18 protein-coding genes and 1 pseudogene are annotated in these 20,405 nt (G+C 47.0%); 4 read left to right on the plus strand and 15 right to left on the minus strand.

Translation table 11 applies throughout. The features are described 5' to 3' along the window. Positions 1-26: 26 nt before the first annotated feature. The 11 genes and pseudogenes from U2H13_RS18160 to spo0F all read right to left on the minus strand — a co-directional run bounded on the left by U2H13_RS18160 (position 27) and on the right by spo0F (position 10,496). Complete coding sequence (locus U2H13_RS18160) at positions 27-983, minus strand: AEC family transporter (protein ID WP_007407608.1); 957 nt, start codon at positions 981-983, stop codon at positions 27-29. 86 nt (positions 984-1,069) lie between these two features. Continuing rightward, positions 1,070-2,767, minus strand: a complete 1,698-nt coding sequence (malS, locus tag U2H13_RS18165; protein ID WP_376700562.1) for an oxaloacetate-decarboxylating malate dehydrogenase — start codon at positions 2,765-2,767, stop codon at positions 1,070-1,072. A 276-nt stretch (positions 2,768-3,043) separates the two neighbouring features. After that, positions 3,044-3,634, minus strand: a complete 591-nt coding sequence (locus U2H13_RS18170; protein WP_014419111.1) for a thymidine kinase — start codon at positions 3,632-3,634, stop codon at positions 3,044-3,046. Positions 3,635-3,718: 84 nt separating this feature from the next. Further along, positions 3,719-3,919, minus strand: a complete 201-nt coding sequence (gene rpmE / locus U2H13_RS18175) for a 50S ribosomal protein L31 (protein WP_003151132.1) — start codon at positions 3,917-3,919, stop codon at positions 3,719-3,721. 121 nt (positions 3,920-4,040) lie between these two features. Further along, positions 4,041-5,327 (minus strand): transcription termination factor Rho, encoded by a 1,287-nt coding sequence (rho, locus tag U2H13_RS18180; protein WP_003151107.1) that lies wholly within the window; start codon positions 5,325-5,327, stop codon positions 4,041-4,043. Further along, positions 5,324-5,532: pseudogene (locus tag U2H13_RS18185) on the minus strand (hypothetical protein). Before U2H13_RS18185 ends, rho begins: the two are co-directional and overlap by 4 nt. A gap of 201 nt (positions 5,533-5,733) precedes the next feature. After that, on the minus strand, positions 5,734-6,699 hold the full coding sequence (glpX, locus tag U2H13_RS18190) for a class II fructose-bisphosphatase (RefSeq protein WP_003151105.1): 966 nt from the start codon (positions 6,697-6,699) through the stop codon (positions 5,734-5,736). Between the two features lie 33 nt (positions 6,700-6,732). Further along, complete coding sequence (locus tag U2H13_RS18195) at positions 6,733-8,022, minus strand: UDP-N-acetylglucosamine 1-carboxyvinyltransferase (protein ID WP_007407612.1); 1,290 nt, start codon at positions 8,020-8,022, stop codon at positions 6,733-6,735. Positions 8,023-8,331: 309 nt separating this feature from the next. Beyond that, positions 8,332-8,970 (minus strand): fructose-6-phosphate aldolase, encoded by a 639-nt coding sequence (gene fsa, locus U2H13_RS18200; protein ID WP_003151103.1) that lies wholly within the window; start codon positions 8,968-8,970, stop codon positions 8,332-8,334. 118 nt (positions 8,971-9,088) lie between these two features. Next, positions 9,089-9,946 carry a class II fructose-bisphosphate aldolase gene (locus U2H13_RS18205; protein ID WP_003151102.1) on the minus strand — a complete coding sequence of 286 codons (858 nt, stop codon included), beginning with the start codon at positions 9,944-9,946 and terminating at the stop codon, positions 9,089-9,091. A 175-nt stretch (positions 9,947-10,121) separates the two neighbouring features. Beyond that, positions 10,122-10,496, minus strand: a complete 375-nt coding sequence (gene spo0F, locus U2H13_RS18210) for a sporulation initiation phosphotransferase Spo0F (protein ID WP_012118670.1) — start codon at positions 10,494-10,496, stop codon at positions 10,122-10,124. 164 nt (positions 10,497-10,660) lie between these two features. Here spo0F and U2H13_RS18215 point away from each other — a divergent pair, with 164 nt between their 5' ends. Continuing rightward, positions 10,661-11,182 (plus strand): DUF2529 domain-containing protein, encoded by a 522-nt coding sequence (locus U2H13_RS18215; protein WP_014419112.1) that lies wholly within the window; start codon positions 10,661-10,663, stop codon positions 11,180-11,182. A gap of 47 nt (positions 11,183-11,229) precedes the next feature. Here U2H13_RS18215 and pyrG read toward each other — a convergent pair whose 3' ends face one another. From pyrG to U2H13_RS18230, 3 genes are all read right to left on the minus strand, one after another. Next, complete coding sequence (gene pyrG, locus U2H13_RS18220) at positions 11,230-12,837, minus strand: glutamine hydrolyzing CTP synthase (protein WP_014419113.1); 1,608 nt, start codon at positions 12,835-12,837, stop codon at positions 11,230-11,232. A 240-nt stretch (positions 12,838-13,077) separates the two neighbouring features. Continuing rightward, on the minus strand, positions 13,078-13,605 hold the full coding sequence (gene rpoE / locus U2H13_RS18225; protein ID WP_014419114.1) for a DNA-directed RNA polymerase subunit delta: 528 nt from the start codon (positions 13,603-13,605) through the stop codon (positions 13,078-13,080). Between the two features lie 227 nt (positions 13,606-13,832). Beyond that, entirely contained in the window at positions 13,833-15,941 is a 2,109-nt protein-coding gene (locus U2H13_RS18230) for a (Fe-S)-binding protein (RefSeq protein ID WP_017418725.1), read from the minus strand. Positions 15,942-16,079: 138 nt separating this feature from the next. Between U2H13_RS18230 and cls the strand changes: the two genes are divergently transcribed. From cls to U2H13_RS18245, 3 genes are all read left to right on the plus strand, one after another. Next, a complete protein-coding gene (gene cls / locus U2H13_RS18235; protein WP_095270981.1) occupies positions 16,080-17,279 on the plus strand; it encodes a cardiolipin synthase in 1,200 nt (399 codons plus the stop codon). 12 nt (positions 17,280-17,291) lie between these two features. Next, the gene (uvsE, locus tag U2H13_RS18240) at positions 17,292-18,254 is read left to right on the plus strand and encodes a UV DNA damage repair endonuclease UvsE (protein ID WP_029972871.1); all 963 of its coding nucleotides are present in this window, start codon (positions 17,292-17,294) and stop codon (positions 18,252-18,254) included. 68 nt (positions 18,255-18,322) lie between these two features. Next, the gene (locus tag U2H13_RS18245) at positions 18,323-18,595 is read left to right on the plus strand and encodes a hypothetical protein (protein ID WP_003151087.1); all 273 of its coding nucleotides are present in this window, start codon (positions 18,323-18,325) and stop codon (positions 18,593-18,595) included. A 66-nt stretch (positions 18,596-18,661) separates the two neighbouring features. Here the strand turns inward: U2H13_RS18245 and U2H13_RS18250 are convergent, their stop codons facing one another. After that, a complete protein-coding gene (locus U2H13_RS18250; RefSeq protein ID WP_121984253.1) occupies positions 18,662-20,389 on the minus strand; it encodes an ABC transporter ATP-binding protein in 1,728 nt (575 codons plus the stop codon). Positions 20,390-20,405: the final 16 nt, after the last annotated feature.

The raw sequence follows: 20,405 nt of genomic DNA on the forward strand, positions 1-20,405 counted from the left end.
AGCTCCCTGAAACAGGGAGCTTTTCATTATGCAGTCAGCGCAATGATGATCGGCAGTGAGATTAGAGATAAAATCGCACTGATTACAAACGCGGACGCAGTTTCTTCCTCTTGTTTTTCGAAACGTGTGGCAATCATCGCCGCTACCGCAGATCCAGGGAATGCAACGAGCAATACCGCTTTAGTGATCTGGTCAGCCGGAAGTCCGACTGCAAGAGCGATCAAGTACATCAGCGCAGGCTGAACGGCAACTTTTAACAAAGCGATACCGAAAGCCGGCAGACTGAGCTTAATGTTGCGGATACCGACAGTTACACCGACGGCGAAGAGCGCAACACCTGATGTTGTGCTTCCGAGCTGATCAAGCATTTTTTCTCCCAAGCCAGGGAGTGTTACACCGCAGAGTACCAGAATGATACTGATAAGCGGTGCAGCCGCAAGCGGTTCGGAAAGACCGTGAAGAATAGACTTACCAGTCATTTTCCAGAAGTTCTCGTTTTCAGTGTCTTTTTTCTTAGATGACTCACCGACAGTAGCGATAATGATCGCAAGCGGGTCAAGGATGGCGTTAACCACGATACCCGTAACGGCGATAGGAATCGCTACTTCGCTTGCTCCGAATAAGCTTCCTAGTACGGGAATACCCATAAAAGCAAATGTCGGCTGTGCAGAGTTTAAAGAAAATACAGATGAATTCGTTAAATCATACTTGAAGATAAATTTGCAAACCAACAGAATGACGATAAAGAATCCGACAATCCCAATGATCAAAGCGACCATCAAAGGAACCTGTGATAAAAACGCACTTCTTGAAGTGGTTAAAATACTTGCGATAAAATGCGCCGGAAGCGCGTACTTCGTAACTAAGGTGCTTACCCCTTTTGCTGACTTCGCGTCATAACTTCCGAAGCGACCTGCGAACCATCCCAGCACGATCACGAAAAAGATCGGCGCCAGGAGGATTAAAATATCTAAGAAGCTCAAAATGTTCTCCTCCAAATCCTTAATGTCCGTATACTTTAGCCTTTACATAAAAGCTTTCCCTCGGACTGTAAAATTAATCGTAAAAATTATTTAGCGACAACTTGCTTATATTGCGGTTTCCACATTGCATCAAGAACGGCTTGTTCTACATTCTCAGGAATGCGGTTTGCCACGCCTTCTTTAATGGCAGTTTCCGCTACGGCGATCGCAACTTTAATTGAAACTTCTTGTAAGTCGCTCATGCTCGGCAGAAGGCCTGCACCCGGTGTTTCAAAATCAACGCTTTCTGCGATTGCGTCAGCAGTTGCCGCAAACATTGCAGGAGTAATCACTTTCGCTTCTACAACGATTGAACCGAGACCAAGTCCAGGGAACGCGAATGCGTTGTTAGATTGTCCGATTTCATGAGAAACGCCATTGTACTCTACATTGTCAAACGGGCTTCCTGTCGCCACAAGCACTTTGCCGTCAGTCCATTTGAAAAGATCGCTAGGAACGGCTTCAGCAAGCGGTGTCGGGTTAGACATCGGCATGATGACCGGACGCTCAACGTGTTTTGCCATTTCTTTGACGATTTCTTCACTGAACGCGCCGCTTTGGCCTGATGTACCGATTAAGATTGTCGGTTTCGCTTGACGGATCACTTCAATGAAAGGAATTTGTCCATTTTCATCGCGTTTCCAATCTTTAATTTCTTCAGCTGTGCGCAGGTACGGCTCTTGGAAATCAAGGATGTTTTCCATACCTTCAATTAACAAGCCTCTGTAGTCCATTGTGTAGAACGCTTTGTTGGCTTCTTCTTCAGAAAGACCGGCAAGCACCATAGTGTCGCGGATTTGGTCAGCGATTCCGATTCCGGCAGATCCCGCACCGAAGACAACCACACGCTGGTCTTTAATAGACGCGCCTGTTTTCTTCATAGCCGCAAGCACACCTGCAAGCGTAATCGCACCTGTTCCTTGAATGTCATCGTTGAATGTAAGAATTTCTTGGTTGTATTTCTTCATGATATTGCGCGCGTTTTTGTTTCCAAGGTCTTCCCAGTGAAGAAGAGCTTTAGGGAAATATTTAAGCGCAGCTTTTACATAAGCGTCAACGAAAGCTTCGTAACGTTCGCCTTGGATACGTTCATGGCGGTTACCGATGTATAAAGGATCGTTCAGAAGTTTTTCATTGTTCGTACCGACGTCAAGAACGACAGGAATGACGCGGCTTGGGTCAATACCGGCAGCAGCTGTGTATACCGCTAATTTACCGATGGCGATGTTGATACCGCCTACACCCCAGTCACCGATTCCGAGGATGCTTTCTGAGTCTGTCGCAACGATCAGATCAATATCTCCGGCAGTGGCATGAAGGTTTTCAAATGCCTCTTCAATTCCTTCCACGTTGTCGATAGAAAGGTAAATTCCTTGAGGTCTTCTGTACTCATGACTGTATTCTTGAATCGCTTCACCGACAGTCGGTGTGTAAACAACCGGCAGCATTTCACGAAGATGGTTTTGAAGCAATTTAAAGAAAAGAACTTCGTTACGGTTTTGCAAATCATTCAAATACACGTTTTGGCGAAGGCGGTCCGGCTGAGCTTGAAACTGCTCGTATGCGCGTTTTGCCTGCTCATCAAGAGACAGAATTGTCGGAGGAAGCAGCCCGTCTAATCCAAGGCTTTTTCTTTCTTCTGCTGAAAACGCAACACCTTTATTTAAAGTAGGGATAGATAGAACTTCTTTTCCTCTTAAAGTAGTTTCTAAGTTGCCTTCCTTCGTTACTTTAATATTATTCAAGAAAATCTCCTTCTTTCTTCAAATAGTTAACAAAGTTAAGTAATTACCCGTTTTGGCTAGTGTGATCGCGATCTGCTATATCTTTTTTTGACAATTATTCGAACAATGTCTCATAACTATTTACATTACTTAGTCATTTTATGCCTGTAAAAATGAAAATTCAAGAGATGAAAATTACTTAATTTTTTCATACTCTTTTTTAAGTTATTTAACTACAATTTTTGAAAAAACGTCAAAAAAACACCGGATTTTTTACCGATGTTTTCATGAAAAGGGTTATTTATCAGACTGTTTTTTCGGCACTTCGTGATGATGTCTGCATCTCGCTTCGTATGACTCCGATGCGCCGACTAAAATGACCGGATCATCATAGGAAGCGGGCTTCCCGTCAATCAAACGCTGCGTACGGCTTGCCGGCGACCCGCAAACGGAGCAGACCGCCTGCAGCTTCGTCACCGATTCGGCAACCGCCATCAGATTCGGCACCACGCCGAACGGCTCTCCCCGGAAATCCATATCAAGTCCGGCCGCGATGACACGATAGCCTTTATCCGCAAGCGAGGATAAGTCGCCGATGATAGATTCGCCGAAAAACTGCACTTCATCTACCGCGATGACGTCCGTGCTTTCACTGATATGATCCCATATTTCAGCCGAAGACGAGATGACGTGGCTTGTCATGGATGTGCCGTTGTGAGAAACGACGGCCTCCTCGCTGTAGCGATTATCAATAGCAGGTTTGAACACCTTGACCTCCTGCTTCGCATATGTCGCTCTTTTCACTCTGCGGATCAGCTCTTCTGATTTCCCAGAGAACATGCTGCCGCATATCAGCTCAAGCCATCCGCTTTGCTTCATTATGTACATAGGCTATCCGCTCCCCTTTTTTTCCTGTTTATGGACATAAAAAACAGGCAAGAAGCAATTCTTGCCTGCCTGTAAAATCTATTATTACTTAAGACCGTATTTTTTGTTAAAGCGATCAACACGACCATCAGCAGAAGCGAATTTTTGACGTCCAGTGTAGAATGGGTGGCATTCAGAGCAAATCTCAACGCGTACCTCTTCTTTTACTGAGCCTGTTTCAAATTCATTTCCGCAAGCGCATTTAACTGTTGCTTTTTTGAAATTAGGATGAATTCCTGCTTTCATTGTATCCATCTCCTTCCGCCCTGAATCCCGTGTGGAAACAGAGTTATTATTCCGGAGTAATCCGGAACGCATATGAGAGAATTATATCAGTCATTTACTGCATTTGCAAATACATTTTTTATCAGCGGCGGGCTGATGATGAAAGGTTCGCCTGCTTCCATTCTTGGTTGATCAGATCGAAGAATTCTTGATTCGTTTTTGTTTTTTTCATTTTTCTCATAAACTTCTCTGCGAAGTCCGGAGAATCAGACATCGATTTGCGGATCGCCCATAAACGGTCAAGATGCTCTTTCGGCACGAGCAGCTCTTCCTTCCGTGTGCCGGAGCGGCGGATATCGATCGCCGGGAAAATCCGTCTTTCCGCAAGAGAACGGTCAAGGTGAAGCTCCATGTTGCCCGTTCCTTTAAACTCTTCATAGATGACGTCATCCATCCGGGAGCCCGTGTCTACGAGCGCCGTCGCCAAAATGGTCAGGCTGCCGCCCTCTTCAATGTTTCGCGCGGCACCGAAAAAGCGCTTCGGACGATGGAACGCAGCCGGGTCAATCCCGCCGGAAAGCGTACGTCCGCTTGGCGGGATAACGAGGTTGTAGGCCCGTGCCAGGCGGGTAATGCTGTCCATCAGAATGATAACGTCTTTTTTGTGTTCAACGAGACGCATCGCCCGTTCAAGCACAAGCTCCGCTACCTTAATGTGATTTTCCGGCACTTCATCGAACGTCGAGCTGACGACATCGCCCGCTACGGAACGTTCAATATCCGTTACTTCTTCCGGTCTTTCATCAATTAAGAGAACGATCAATTCAGCGTCAGGCTGATTTGTCGTAATGCTGTTAGCGATTTCTTTCAACAGCATGGTTTTACCGGCTTTCGGCGGCGCCACGATCAGACCGCGCTGGCCGAAACCGACGGGAGCCATCATATCGAGAATTCTTGTTGAGAGATAATTCGGTTTCGTCTCAAGCACCATTTGGCGGTCCGGATAAAGCGGAGTCAGCGCGGGAAAATGGACGCGCTCTTTCGCAGATTCCGGGTCATCTCCATTTACCGCTTCAACGTGCAAAAGTCCGTAATAGCGTTCGTTTTCTTTCGGCGGCCGCACCTTGCCGGATACTTTGTCACCGTTTCTTAAATCAAAGCGGCGGATCTGGGAAGCAGAAATGTAGATGTCTTCTGAGCTTGGCGAGTAATTAATCGGTCTGAGGAAGCCGAATCCTTCCGATTGGATGATTTCGAGCACGCCTTCCATAAACAGAAGATCCTCCTGCTCGGCGTTAGCTTTCAGAATGGCAAAGATTAATTCTTTTTTAGTCAGTTTGCTGTAGTAGGAGATTTTATAATGTCTGGCCAGTTCATATAGTTCTTTTAATTTCATATTTTCCAAAGAGGAAATAGATACGTCTTTCATAAAAACACCACGCTTTTCATAGTCAATGTATTGCTGTTTTCATTCAAATCGGCTGCTTCGCATGATTCCGCCAAAGCACATTCTTTTATAAAACGTTCAGGAACTTCTATCGGTAACACTTCCACCCATGATCGGCGCTTTTTTAAAAAAGGAATGTCTTAATGAGTTTTGAAGGAAGCGAGGACAAAAACTTGAGAAGATCAATATTTATATCGTCTGTATGCGGTAGAATTTGAAAATTTCCCAGTACTCAAAAGAAGGAATGACACAGAAAAATCGCAGCACTCTTTATTTTTACCTCATTTCAAAAAATTATTCAACTTAAATAATGCTTTGACATATAAATGATAGGGTTGACTCTTTATTGCAAAAGAAAAGCGGGACTTTCCGTCCCGCTTTTCTCTATTTATGGCCGGATCACAAGATTTGGTTTTTTCTTCAGGCTGTGTCTTCCGTCAACGAATCGGACCGTTCCTGATTTCGCCCGGATGACCAGACTTTCAGTCGTGCCGACGGAGCCTTTGAACTGAACGCCTTTCAGCAGCTCTCCGTCCGTGACGCCCGTTGCCGCAAAAATGGCGTCATCCCCTCTCACAAGGTCCTCCATCCGGAGCACTTTGGATACATCAAGGCCCATTCGCTCACAGCGGGCCTGCTCTTCCGCACTTTGCGGCAGAAGCCTGCCGATGATTTCGCCGCCGAGCGCTTTTAACGCAACGGCAGACAGCACGCCTTCAGGAGCCCCGCCTGAACCGAAGAGAATGTCTACTCCCGTATGGTCAAAGGCCGTATTGATGGCGCCCGCGACATCACCGTCGTTGATCAGTTTGATTCTGGCGCCCGCCTCACGCAATTCAGAGATGATTTTTTCATGTCTGTCACGATTTAAAATGGTTGCCACGACATCTTCAATGTCTTTGTTCTTCGCTTTCGCAACGGCTTTTAAGTTATCAATGACAGGCGCTTCGATATCGATGCAGCCTACCGCTTCGGGACCGACCGCGATTTTTTCCATATACATATCCGGGGCGTTCAGCAGTGTTCCATGGTCGGCGACCGCGATCACCGTCAGCGCATTCCAGCCGCCGCTCGCTACGATGTTTGTGCCTTCAAGAGGATCGACGGCGACATCGACGCGCGGGCCGTATCCGTTTCCGAGCTTTTCGCCGATGTAAAGCATCGGCGCTTCATCCATCTCGCCTTCCCCGATCACGACCGTGCCTTTCATCGGCACCGTGTCAAACACGTCACGCATTGCGCTTGTCGCCGCATCATCAGCTTCATCTTTTTTCCCGCGGCCCATCCATCTGGCAGATGCTAAAGCCGCCGCTTCAGTGACTCGAACCAATTCCATCGATAAGCTTCTTTCCATTTCAACACGATCTCCTCTCAAAAGTCCGCATTTCTATGAATTTTGGAGCTGTTCTATCTCTTCGTCCGTCAGCCTTTGCCGCCAGATTGTGGCGCCCAGACCTTCGAGTTTTTTCTCAAGATTGCTGTAGCCGCGGTCTAAATGCTCGAGACCGGTAATTTCGGTTACGCCGTCAGCCATGAGCCCGGCGACGACCAGACAAGCGCCTGCACGCAGATCGCTCGCCTTTACTTTTGCGCCCTGAAGCTCGGCCGGACCGGTGATAATGGCCGACCTGCCTTCCACTTTCATGTTGGCCCCCATCCGTCTCAGCTCATCTATATGTTTAAATCGGGCCGAGTAGATGGTGTCGGTTACGACGCTCGTGCCGCTGGCTCTCGTTAACAGAGATGTCATCGGCTGCTGAAGATCAGTCGGGAATCCCGGGTAAACAAGCGTTTTTACGTCGACCGGTTTTATCTGCTTCTGCCCGCCGAGCATAAGAAGCTGATCGTCACTCGTCTCAATGTGAAAACCCATTTCCCTGAGCTTCGCCGTTAAAGACTCCAGGTGAGTCGGTATGACATTATCAATAATGACTTCTTTCCCCATCGCGGCGCCGGCGATCATAAAGGTGCCCGCCTCAATTCTGTCCGGAATGATCGTATGCCTGCATCCGTGCAGCTCTTTTACGCCGTCGATTCTGATTACATTGGTTCCCGCGCCTTTGATCTTTGCGCCCATGCTGGTGAGCAATGTGGCCACATCAATAATCTCAGGTTCCTTGGCGGCGTTTTCTATCACGGTTTTACCTTCAGCCAGTACAGCGGCAAGCATGATATTGATCGTCGCTCCGACGCTGACGACATCTAAATAAATCCGTGCGCCTCTCAGCCTTTCGGCGCGCAGATAAATCGCGCCTTGTTCATTGGTGACTTCCGCCCCAAGCGCTTCAAATCCTTTGATGTGCTGGTCAATCGGCCGCGGCCCGAGATGGCATCCGCCCGGCAGTCCGATGACCGCCTGTTTGAAGCGGCCCAGCATCGCGCCCATTAAGTAATAGGAAGCGCGGAGTTTTTTCACTTTGCCGTTGGGAAGCGGCATGCTGATCATCGGGGAAGGGTCGACGACCATTTCTCCTTTTTCAAAATGGACGTTTCCGCCGATTTCTTTCAGCAGGTCACGCAGCGTTTCAATATCTGAGATCTCCGGAAGCCCTTCGATCGTTACTTCGGAATTTGCCAGAATGGTTGCGGGTATCAATGCGACGGCGCTGTTTTTCGCGCCGCTGATATGTACGGTTCCGTTTAACGGATCGCCGCCGGCAATATTCAACTTTTCCATGATAGTCTCCTTCCATAAGAAGATAGCTGCGGAGCGTAAATAAAATGGCATTTTATTCTGTCTCTGCAAATAAAGCTCTTGTCCAAAATGTAGCCAATTCGAAGAGAAAGAATACAAGGACATTATAAAATAACAGGAAGAAAATAGCGAAGCTTTGCGGGGCATTTTTAACACAGGATGCACAGAGGCCCGCCGGGTTCACATTCCGGGGAAACACACTCTTCACTTTGATACTGAAGGCCCGCTGCCAAACAGGAAAACATAAGGGTGCGGCAAACGGATGCAACCGGTTTGCCGCCCTATTTATCTTTATTTATTCCAGTCTGCCAAGAATTGCTCGATGCCTTTATCCGTTAACGGATGTTTCGTCAGCTGGTGAATGACTTTCAGCGGCATCGTACCGATATGCGCACCGCGTAAAGCGGCTTCAGTCACGTGCTGCGCATGACGGATGGAAGCTGCGATGATTTGTGTATCAATGTCATGAATGTCAAAAATCTGTCTGATTTCTGAAATCAGTTCAAGACCGTTATGGCCGATGTCATCCAGACGGCCTAAGAACGGAGATACATAAGTCGCCCCGGCTCTTGCCGCCAAAAGCGCTTGGTTGGCGCTGAAAATGAGCGTTACGTTTGTTTTAATGTTCAGGTCGCTCAGCGCTTTTACGGCTTTTAACCCTTCAGACGTCATCGGGATTTTCACCGTGATATTCGGTGCGATTTTCGCAAGTTCTTTACCTTCTTCAATCATTTCTTCAGCATTCAGGGAAATGACTTCCGCGCTTACTGATCCGCTCACGACTTCCGTAATCTCACGAAGTCTGTCATGGAAAGACACGTCAGCTTCTTTCGCCACTAAACTAGGGTTTGTCGTAACTCCGGCAAGAACGCCAAGTTCATAAGCTTCTTTAATCTCGTCAATGTTTGCTGTATCAATGAAAAATAACATAAGGAAAGCCTCCCCAGTAATAAATTTTCAGAACTGTAAAACATGATTGCGCTTTCTAAAGGTAAGACATAAAACCGCCTGTCAATGCTGTCAGGCGGTTTATGGATGTTACATTGGATTAAGCTTGGTTTGAAGAACCGAACTCACGCATTTTGCCGATAACCGTTTCTTTGATCGCTTCACGAGCAGGTCCAAGATATTTACGAGGATCGTATTCGTTCGGCTTAGCTGCCAATGTTTCGCGGACAGCTTTTGCAGAAGAAATTTGGTTTTCAGTGTTTACGTTGATTTTAGCCGTACCAAGTGAGATTGATTTTTTAATGTCGGCAGTCGGAATTCCTGTACCGCCGTGAAGTACTAACGGAAGGCCGGTTGATTTGCCGATATCTTCCATTTCTTTGAAACCGAGGTTCGGCTCGCCTTTGTAAGGGCCGTGAACAGAACCCAGTGCAGGTGCAAGGCAGTCGATGCCAGTGCGCTCTACAAGTTCTTGACACTCTTTAGGGTCAGCATAGATTACGCCTTCAGCGATCACGTCATCTTCCTGTCCGCCTACAGTTCCAAGCTCAGCTTCAACTGAAACGCCGTGGAAATGAGCAAGCTCAACCACTTTAGCTGTAGTTGCTACGTTTTCCTCAAACGGGTGGTGAGATGCGTCGATCATTACAGAAGTGAAACCTGCATGAATCGCTTTCGCACAAGATTCAAAGCTTGAACCGTGGTCTAAGTGAATGGCGACAGGAACTGTCACTTTGTATTCTTCCATAAGAGCTTTAACCATGGCAACCACTGTTTTGAAGCCGCCCATGTAGCGTCCCGCGCCTTCTGAAACACCAAGAATAACCGGGGATTTTTCCTCTTCTGCTGCTTGTAAAATAGCTTGAGTGAACTCAAGGTTATTTAAGTTAAATTGTCCAACAGCATATCCTTTTTCTTTAGCTGTATTCAACATTTCCGTCATTGAAACTAAAGGCATGTCGAAAGTCCTCCTTATGTAGCCTGATTTGCTTCTTCTCGAAAAAAGCTTTCCACCTATAGCATGACCATAAAAACCTGTCATATGTAAAACAACAGATCGCTTTTTCTCCATCTCTAGGATACCAACTTTTCGACAAATCGGCAACACAATGACATAATTGTTTCTAATTTTATTAATTCGATTTTAGAGGTAAATATTTTTTCACCGCGTCTCTGATCTCATCAATGTCAAAAGGTTTCGCAAAATGGGTCAGCGCTCCGAGCTCTTTTGATTCCTTAATCATATCGAGTTCTCCGTAAGCGGTCATGATAATGACGCGGATGGATTCGTCAATCATCTTCATGCGCTTGAGAATTTCGATTCCGTCCATGCCGGGGATTTTCATATCTAAAAGCACGAGATCGGGCCGTTCTTTCGTTACGATGTCCAGCGCCTGTATGCCGTTGGCGGCCTGAAACGTCTGGTACCCTTCTTTATGAAACACTTCATTGAGCAATATGCGTATACCGTATTGGTCATCTACGATTAAAATCTTTTCATTCATCATTTTACACCCCAATATTATCATTTTCGTCAAAAGGAAGCAGTTGTTTATGTATTCTGTTTGATTTTCACATTTCCTTTAATTATAATAGTCTACTTTCCGACATTTTCTGAGCATTTTCTCTTTTGTTGTATACTGTTCTTGTATGTGTAAAGGAGGTTTCACTCATGTTAAAGATATTTACGACACAGCTTGCAGGCATTTTTTCCCGCATTCAGGATAAGGAATCCGAAGCAATAGAAGACGGCGCGCGCCTGCTGGCGCAGGCAGCCGTCAGCGGTCATACCATTTATTTATACGGCGCAAATGAGATGCAGGGCATTTTGTGCGAGGCGGAACTCGGCTCAGAACCGATGCCTTCCGTCAAAGCGTTTCCGGATACAGCTGATTCGATTACAGAAAGCGACAGGGTGCTGATGTTTTGTTCAGGTCCGGGCACGGCTGAAGAACAGGCGCTGGCTCAAAAGCTTTATGAAAAAGGGATCGGCCTCGTTGGCGTATCTCCTGTCATCAAAGATCAAACCGGGATTGAGGAATTTTGTGATGTTCATATTGACAGCAAATTAAAAATGCCGCTTCTGCCTGATGAAGACGGGACAAGATACGGCTTTCCTTCATTAATGACAGGCCTGTATGTCTATCACGCACTGTCCTTTACATTAAAGGAAATGATGCAGGAATATACCTGATGCAGAAAAAAGACTTGCCGCTTTTAAAGGAGGCAAGTCTTTTTTTATTACTTCTGTTCTGCAGCTTGTACGGAAGCGCCGATAAAGTCTTTGAATAAAGGCTGAGGTCTTGTCGGTCTTGATTTGAACTCAGGGTGGAACTGGCAAGCGACATACCAAGGATGGTCTTTCAGCTCGATGATTTCCACAAGACGGCCGTCAGGGCTTGTGCCTGAGAACACAAAACCGTTCTCTTCCATTTGCTGTCTGTATTCGTTGTTGAATTCATAACGGTGGCGGTGGCGTTCGTATACCACTTCATCCGCATACGCTTCGAAGGCTTTCGTGTCTTCCTGAAGCTTACAAGGGTACAGTCCGAGACGAAGCGTTCCTCCAAGATCCTCGACATCTTTTTGTTCTGGCAGAAGGTCGATGATCGGATAAGGAGTGGACGGATCGATCTCCGCAGAGTGAGCCCCTTCCAGACCTAATACGTTTCGCGCATATTCAATGGATGCAATCTGCATACCGAGGCAGATGCCGAAGAACGGAATTTTATTCTCACGCGCATACTTGGCGGCGATGATTTTCCCTTCTACGCCGCGGTCTCCGAAACCGCCGGGCACGATGATTCCGTCTGTGCCGCCAGTCAGCTCTTGAATATTGCTTTCTGTCACTTGTTCGGCGTTAATCCATTTGATCTTCACATCAGCGTCAAACGCATAGCCGGCGTGGCGCAGTGATTCAACGACTGAAATGTAAGCGTCCTGAAGCTCGACGTATTTACCGACGAGGCTGATTGTAATGGTTTTAGACAAGTTTTTCACTTTCGTGACAAGGTCTTTCCATTCCGTCATATCCGGGTCTTTGCATTCTAATTTCATATGATCGCAGACAAGCTTATCGAGTCCCTGCTCCTGAAGGTTAAGCGGGATGGAGTAAAGGTTGTCCGCATCTTCGCACTCGATGACCGCTTTCGTGTCAATATCGCAGAAGAGCGCGATTTTATCTTTCATATCTTGAGAAATCGGCATTTCCGTGCGCACGACGATGATATTAGGCTGAATACCGAGGCTTCTCAGCTCTTTTACGCTGTGCTGCGTCGGTTTTGTTTTCAGCTCGCCCGCCGCTTTGATGTACGGAACAAGCGTACAGTGAATGTACATCACGTTTTCATGGCCGATGTCGCTTTTCATTTGACGGATGGCTTCAAGGAACGGAAGGGATTCGATGTCTCCCACTGTTCCGCCGATCTCAGTAATGACTACATCTGCGTTTGTTTCTTTGCCTGCACGGTACACGCGGTCTTTCAGTTCATTTGTGATGTGCGGAATGACCTGAACCGTTCCGCCGAGGTAGTCCCCGCGGCGCTCTTTTTTCAATACGGCAGAATAGATTTTACCGGTCGTCACATTGCTGAATCTGTTCAGATTAATGTCAATGAAACGCTCATAATGCCCTAAGTCAAGGTCAGTCTCGGCGCCGTCATCGGTAACGAATACCTCACCGTGCTGGTACGGGCTCATCGTTCCCGGGTCAACGTTGATATAAGGGTCAAATTTTTGGATAGTGACGCTCATGCCTCTGTTTTTCAAAAGGCGGCCAAGTGATGCAGCCACAATTCCTTTTCCGAGTGATGATACAACTCCCCCGGTTACAAAAATATATTTCGTCATTTCGTTTGCTCCTCTCTTCGGTCTGCGCTACATTCCTTAAAATGTGCCGTTTTATAGAAAATCATTTCACTAAAAACAAATGATGTGTAAAAGAATTTGGGAGATGAAAATAAGAAAGCTCCCTTTCAATTTCTTGAAAGGGAGCGTAGCACTCTTATGAATTCTCTTCTTTTTGAAGAGCCCAAAATACATACTACATAGTTCGACAATGAAAGTCAAGATCGTTTTGCTGATATAAAATCAGTCTTTGCGATCCTCTTCCTCATCATCATAATCTTCCTCATCTTCTTCAATCATCTCGTCTTCGATCTCAAGCTCGTCGTCATCTTCTTCATCGACATCTTCGTCGTCAAAGCTGTCTGCGTCAAGGTCAATATCTTCTTCCATTTCATCGAGATCGATGTCATCTTCATCAACTTCCTCGAATTCATCAAGGTCGAGATCTTCCTCAACGACTTTTTTCGCTTTTTTCTTTTTCGCTTTTACAGTCGGCTGTGTTTCTTCGTCCAGCTGATCGTACGGATACCAGCTGCGAAGCCCCCACGTCTGGTCTGACAGAGCAATAAAGCGGCCGTCAATGTTCAGGTCTGTATAAAATTGGGCGATACGGTCGCCCAGTTCCTCTTTCGTAACACCGAGCAAGGAGATCATTTCATTCAGCAGCTCCTGGAACGGAACCGGTTTTTTATGTTCTGAGAAAATTTCGTGAGCGATTTCAACTAAAGCCATCTGCTTCAGCTGTTCCTGAGAATATTGTTTGATACTCAAGGTCGGACACTCCCTTTCTATTACTTATATGTATCTGTTTCTATCCTATAATAAGAACGAATTTGTATTGTTTTGTTCATAAACCATACCTCTCATTATAAACAAATTAAAACAGAATATGCTACCCTTAACAGCGTAATTTAAGAAATTTTAGAGCCGTCCCTTCATAAATCGGCTGATGTGCGAAAACAAAGCCGCCGGCATATGCGCCGGCGGCCCGCTTCTTTCTATAAAGACTCTTGTTTTTCGGCGCCGAATACAGACATGGCGAGCAATTCACTGACATCATAAGTGCCGATCGCGTCTTCGGCTTCTTTCGCTTTCGTACCGTCACCGAGCATGGTCAGACAGTAAGGACATCCGGAGCTGATGACCGTCGGACTGACAGAAAGCGCCTGCTCAGTCCGGGCCGTGTTGATTCTCGCTCCCGTTTCTTCTTCCATCCACATGAGCCCTCCCCCGGCGCCGCAGCACATCCCGTTTTCGCGGCTGCGCTCCATTTCCTTCAATTGAACGCCCGGAATGGCTTTTAAGATCGCTCTCGGCGGCTCATACACTTCATTGTATCTTCCTAAGTAGCACGAGTCATGGAAGGTAATCGTTTCATTCACCGGGTGAAGCGGTTTTAGTTTCCCCTGTGACACAAGCTCGGCTAATAATTCAGTATGATGATAGACTTCGGCCCGGAATCCGAAATCAGGATATTCATTTTTGAACATATTATAGGCGTGCGGATCAATCGTGACGATTTTTTTGATTCCGTGTTTTTCAAATTCGCCGATGTTGTGTTCCGCCAGCTCTTGGAACAGAAACTCGTTGCCCAAACGGCGCGGCGTATCGCCTGAGTTTTTTTCCTTATTGCCGAGAATCGCAAAGGATACGCCCGCTTCATTAAGCAGCTTTGCAAATGAGACGGCAATCTTTTGGCTCCTGTTGTCGTAGGAACCCATTGAGCCGACCCAAAACAAATAGTCGAACTCTTTGTCTTGTTTTTTCATTTCTTTCACTGTCGGAATCTCTGTATCGGCCTGCTCCCGCCAGTTCTCCCGCTCTTTCCGGTTTAAGCCCCACGGGTTTCCCTGTCTTTCAATGCTTGTCATGGCCCGCTGCGCGTCGCTGTCCATCTTCCCTTCCGTAAGCACAAGATAGCGGCGCAGATCGATAATTTTATCAACGTGTTCATTCATGACCGGACATTGATCTTCACAGTTGCGGCAAGTGGTGCACGCCCAAATCTCCTCTTCCGTGATGACCTCGCCGATTAAGCTCGGGTTGTAATCAATGGCTGCCGCCGCTTCACGTGATCCTCCCCCTGAGGAAGCCGCGGCGAGCTGATTCGCTTTCGTGTGCTGAAAAACGGGCGCGGGCACCCACGGAGATTTTGACGTCACGGCAGCGCCTTTTTCCGTCAAATGGTCTCTGAGCTTTAAAATGAGGTCCATCGGCGAGAGCATCTTGCCCGTACCGGAGGCCGGACACATATTTGTACAGCGGCCGCATTCGACGCAGGCGTAAAGGTCGACAAGCTGAGAGCGGCGGAAGTCTTCAATCTTTCCGACGCCGTAGCTTTCTTTCGTCTCATCGGTAAAATCGATTTTTTCCAGCTTACCTTTTGAATCCAGCCTGCTGAGGAACACATTCGCCGGACCCGCAATTAAGTGCGCATGCTTTGATTGCGGCACGTACACTAAAAAGCTGAGCAAAAACAACAGATGAAGCCACCATGAAACATAAAACACGGCGGCGGCCGCCGGCGCTGAAAGACCGCCGAGCACAAACGCAATGGAGGAAGCGATCGGTTCCGTCCAAGACAGAGAATGATCGTGCCATAAAAGGTTCATGGCGTTCCCGAGAAGCACCGTCACCATCAGTCCGCCGATAAACAGCAGGACAAGCCCCGCTTTAAACCCGCGTTTCAGTCTGACGAGTTTTTCAATGTAGCGCCGGTAAAACGCCCAGACTACGGCGATTAAAATCAGAAACGTGACGATTTCCTGAAAAAAGGTAAACGCCGGATAAAGCGGACCGAGCGGCAGATGACGGTCAGGAAGCAGCCCTTTCAGAATAAAATCAATTGCGCCGAACTGAACGAGTATAAAACCGTAAAAAAACAGAACGTGGATGATTCCGCTCTTTTTATCTTTCAGCAATTTTTTCTGTCCGAACACATTCACCCATATCTTCTGAAGACGTTCTTTCAGGCGTTTATCAAATTCTTCCCTTTGGCCGAGCTTAATATAAGCGATCCTCGTTCTGATCAGGTAAACGAATAAATAAACGGCGTAAGCGGTTACAGCTGAAAACAGCAGCGCGTTTACCATGAGAAATGCGTTCATCTTGTCTCCCCCTTTGTTCTGATTCCCCTCTTCATTGTCATATCTTTACTTTATCATAAATAATGAATGAGTGTTCAGTCAATAATTAAATTCACATTCTCAGGGCACACTACGGATACTTCGGAAAGGAGCGTCGGTATGAAGGTCATTTTTGTGTTGCTTGTCATTTTTATCATATTGATCGCACTTATGCTGCTTGATATGCTGCTTGGCCGTGCGGCGTACAAAAAACAGGCGTATGAGCCCGTTTTTGACCCGAAAAAGAGTGATATCACACTCATTCACTGCGGCAGCGAGCTTGTGCGGCAGATGACGGCTGATATCCGCCAAGCCGTCTCTTCTATTCATATGATGTTTTTTATTATGAAGAACGACCAAGTCAGCCATGAGATGTTTCATTTATTGAAAGAAAAGGCCCAGGCCGGCGTCTCCGTATATCTGCTGCTGGATTGGGCGGGCAGCCGCCCAGTGAAAAAGCCTTCTATTCAAACGATGAAAAAAGCCGGCGTTCACGTTCATTTTCTAAATAAACCGGCATTTCCGTTTCTATTTTTCAGGCTGCAAAAACGGAATCACCGGAAAGTGACCGTCATTGACGGCAAAATCGGCTATGTCGGCGGTTTTAATATCGCTGAAGAGTACCTCGGCAAAAAAGCGAAGTTCGGAAACTGGGAGGATTATCACCTGCGGATGACCGGCGAAGGCACGGCGGATCTTCAGACTCTTTTTGTAAGCGATCTGAAACGAAACACCGGAAAAACACCCGGATCACCCGGGGTTTATCCGGCATTATCCGAAGGGAATATCTCACATAGGACATATGCATCTGACGGGTTTTCGCTTGAATCGCATTATGAAATCTGCATCCGTAAGGCGGAGAAAAAAATCATTATCGGCACGCCTTATTATGTACCGAGCAAAAAGCTTCAGGAAGCGCTTATTTCAGCCTGCCGAAAAGGCGTCAAAGTCATCTTGATCGTTCCGATGAAGTCAGACCACCCGCTCGTTCGGGAAACAGCTTTTACTTATTATCCCGAGCTTCTGAAGGCCGGCTGCCTCATCTATCGGTATTATCAAGGTTTTTATCACGTCAAAGCTTTCATTATAGATGACCGCATCAGCATTATCGGCACGCCGAATTTTGATAAACGGAGCCTGTTCTGGAATGAAGAGGTGAATGTCATCATTCATGACGAAGCCTTTACAAAGGAAGTGCTTTCAACCATAAAGCAGGACATCGAAAAATCCGAGCTTCTCACATTAGAAAAAGTGAAACAGCGCTCCGTCAGACAGCTTCCTGCAGAATGGCTGGGAAAGGCCATATCTTACTTTTTATAAAGGAGAAACCATATGCTGTTCAGATTCGGATTCGTCGCAAACGCCATGTGCCTTTGGGACGCGTCCCCCGCCAAAACCTTAACATATGCGCGCTATACCAAGCTTTCCCGCAGTGAGCGGAAAGACGCCCTGCTTTCTGTGACGAAAGCAAATCTTACCAATACGCTGCGCACCATCCACTATGTGATCGGACACGGCATCCCGCTGTACAGATTCTCAAGCTCGATTGTGCCGCTCGCCACGCACCCGGATGTGCTGTGGGATTTTGTCACGCCGTTTCGTCAGGAGTTCCGTGAGATCGGCGGGCTGGTCAGAAAATATGACCTCAGAACGAGCTTTCATCCGAACCAATTCACGCTTTTTACAAGCCCGAAACAGGAGATTACCGCAAATGCGGTCAAGGATATGGCCTATCACTATGACATGCTGGACGCAATGGGCATCGCGGACCGTTCCGTCATCAACATCCATGTCGGAGGCGCTTACGGTGACAAACAAAGCGCGCTTGGCCGTTTCCGCGTGAATCTGAAAGAACTTCCCGATGTCATCAAACAGCGGATGACTTTGGAAAACGATGATAAAACATATACGTCCGAGGAAACACTCAGTGTTTGTGAGCAAGAAGGCATTCCGTTTGTGTTTGATTATCACCATTTTTACGCCAATCCGACCGATGACGCTGATTTAGATGACATTCTTCCGCGGATGATCAAAACATGGCAGCGGATCGGCTTAAAGCCGAAGGTCCACCTCTCCTCGCCAAAATCGGAATCAGCCGTACGCAGTCATGCGGACTATGTGGATGCGAATTTTATTCTGCCGGTGCTGGAGCGGTTCAGACAATGGGATACGGACATCGATTTTATGATTGAGGCGAAAGAGAAAGACCGGGCGCTGCTCCGGCTCGTCGAAGAATTAAGCGCCATCCGCGGAGTCAAACGCCTGGCGGGCGGAGTGCTGAAGTGGAAGGCATAACCAGGTTTATCACCCGTTTATATGGGGAATTTCCGAAATAACAGACCATCAGACGGAGGAGAAAACATATGAAAAACATTACATCTTTGAAAATAGCCGCTAAGAAGTTCACTTTACGAAACATGCTTCAGCTTTATCAGCTTTGCCACACGGGAGGCCACGAGCTGTATATCTACTCTAAAAAAACGATGTGCAAAATCAAAGATATCATTGAGCTGGAAACGTTCAGAATGGCCCATAAAGAACAAGAATATTTAATTGTAGTGGAAGGAAAGAAAGCGGTGCAGCTTGTTGACCGTTTCAAACATATCATCGAACCTGCGCAAAAAGAAGCCCATTAAATACGGACTACATAAAAAAAGGATAGACAGGAGGCTGCTCGGCCCCTTTTGTCTATCCTTTTTCTTTTATTGATGTATCAGCTCGCCGAATTGCGCCTGATGAAGTCTCTGGTACATGCCGCCGGATTCCAGCAGTTCCTTATGATGACCTTGTTCAGCGATGCCTTCTTTCGTGACGACGACGATCCGGTCCGCATCCTTAATCGTAGCCAGCCGATGGGCGATCACAAGCGTTGTGCGTCCTTCAGACAGCTCTTGCAGCGATTTTTGAATGGCGGCTTCCGTTTCTGTATCGAGGGCTGATGTAGCCTCGTCTAAAATTAAGATCGACGGGTTTTTCAAAAACATTCTGGCGATGGAAAGCCGCTGCTTCTGCCCGCCTGACAGTTTCACGCCGCGCTCGCCGATCACCGTGTTTAAACCGTCGGGATACCCGTTTACCAAGTCCTCTAAATGCGCCTGGCGGACGGCCTGCCAGATTTCTTCCTCAGACGCATCGAGCCGCCCGTAAGCAATGTTTTCCCGCAATGTGCCGGAAAACAGAAAGACATCCTGCTGGACGACGCCGATTTGTCCGCGCAATGATGACAGCGTCATGTCCTTAATATCGATGCCGTCGATGGAAATCACGCCTTCAGACGGCTCATAAAAGCGCGGCAGCAGACTTGTCAGCGTTGATTTTCCCGCTCCCGAAGGCCCGACGAATGCGACTGTCTCCCCGGCATGAATGGACAAATTGATTCCCGACAGAACCGGACTGTTTTCTTCGTAGCCGAATGACACACGATCATAACGGATATTCCCTTTTAAACCGGACACATGTCTCGCGTTCGGGGCGTCCTTGATATCAGGCTCCGTTTCCAGTATTTCTATAAAGCTTTTAAAACCGGCTATGCCTCTCGGATACATCTCAATAATCGCGTTGATTTTATCAATCGGACGGAACAGAACGTTCGTCAGCAGCACAAAAGCGACGAATTCCCCGTAAGATAACGATCCGCGGATCACGAACCATGTCCCGCACAACAGGACGAACAGCGTGACGAATCTTGTCAGCATGTAACTGATCGAGCCGTTTTTCGCCATGATTTTATATGACGTCAGCTTTGTTTTGCGGAAACGCTGATTGTTCACATCAAACCGCTGCGTTTCAAACGCTTCATTGCTGAAAGCCTGAACAAGACGGATGCCGCCGATATTGTTTTCAACCCTCGCGCTGAAGTCTCCGACGTCTTTGTTCAGTTTTGTAAACGCCGAAGTCATTTTTTTATTGAAATACAAAGCAAGCCATATGACGACCGGCATAATGATAAAGGTCAACAGCGCGAGCTGCCAGTTAATGAACAGCATCACACCGAACGCGCCCAAAATCGTCATGATCGCGATAAACAGGTCTTCAGGCCCGTGGTGGGCGGTTTCTCCGATATACATCAAATCATTGGTGAGCTTGGACATTAAACTGCCCGTTTTGTTGTTATCGTAAAATTTGAACGAAAGCTTTTGCAGATGGTCAAAAAGCTTTTTCCGCATATCGGTTTCAATATTAATGCCGAGCATATGGCCCCAATACGTCACAACATACTGAAGCGCCGAGCTGAGGGCGTAGACCCCGAATAAAGCAGCGGAAGTCAAAATAATCAGACTCCAATCCCGCCCCGGGAGCAATGTATCGATAAAGTAATTGACGATCAGAGGAAAACTCAGCTCCATCAATCCGCCGGCGATGGCAGAAAAGAAGTCGAGAAAAAACAGCTTTTTGTACGGTTTATAATAAGAAAAAAATTGTCGCAGCACGATTCCGTCCTCCTTG

Source organism: Bacillus sp. A1, assembly GCF_042296235.1.
GTDB classification, from domain to species: Bacteria; Bacillota; Bacilli; order Bacillales; family Bacillaceae; genus Bacillus; species Bacillus velezensis.

Coding starts and splice junctions, on each gene's coding strand:
- U2H13_RS18170 (WP_014419111.1), bottom strand. CDS start 3,634: ATGTACATAATGAAGCAAAGCGGATGGCTTGAGCTGATATGCGGCAGC.
- rpmE (WP_003151132.1), bottom strand. CDS start 3,919: ATGAAAGCAGGAATTCATCCTAATTTCAAAAAAGCAACAGTTAAATGC.
- rho (WP_003151107.1), bottom strand. CDS start 5,327: ATGAAAGACGTATCTATTTCCTCTTTGGAAAATATGAAATTAAAAGAA.
- glpX (WP_003151105.1), bottom strand. CDS start 6,699: ATGGAAAGAAGCTTATCGATGGAATTGGTTCGAGTCACTGAAGCGGCG.
- U2H13_RS18195 (WP_007407612.1), bottom strand. CDS start 8,022: ATGGAAAAGTTGAATATTGCCGGCGGCGATCCGTTAAACGGAACCGTA.
- fsa (WP_003151103.1), bottom strand. CDS start 8,970: ATGTTATTTTTCATTGATACAGCAAACATTGACGAGATTAAAGAAGCT.
- U2H13_RS18205 (WP_003151102.1), bottom strand. CDS start 9,946: ATGCCTTTAGTTTCAATGACGGAAATGTTGAATACAGCTAAAGAAAAA.
- spo0F (WP_012118670.1), bottom strand. CDS start 10,496: ATGATGAATGAAAAGATTTTAATCGTAGATGACCAATACGGTATACGC.
- U2H13_RS18215 (WP_014419112.1), top strand. CDS start 10,661: ATGTTAAAGATATTTACGACACAGCTTGCAGGCATTTTTTCCCGCATT.
- pyrG (WP_014419113.1), bottom strand. CDS start 12,837: ATGACGAAATATATTTTTGTAACCGGGGGAGTTGTATCATCACTCGGA.
- U2H13_RS18230 (WP_017418725.1), bottom strand. CDS start 15,941: ATGAACGCATTTCTCATGGTAAACGCGCTGCTGTTTTCAGCTGTAACC.
- cls (WP_095270981.1), top strand. CDS start 16,080: ATGAAGGTCATTTTTGTGTTGCTTGTCATTTTTATCATATTGATCGCA.
- uvsE (WP_029972871.1), top strand. CDS start 17,292: ATGCTGTTCAGATTCGGATTCGTCGCAAACGCCATGTGCCTTTGGGAC.
- U2H13_RS18245 (WP_003151087.1), top strand. CDS start 18,323: ATGAAAAACATTACATCTTTGAAAATAGCCGCTAAGAAGTTCACTTTA.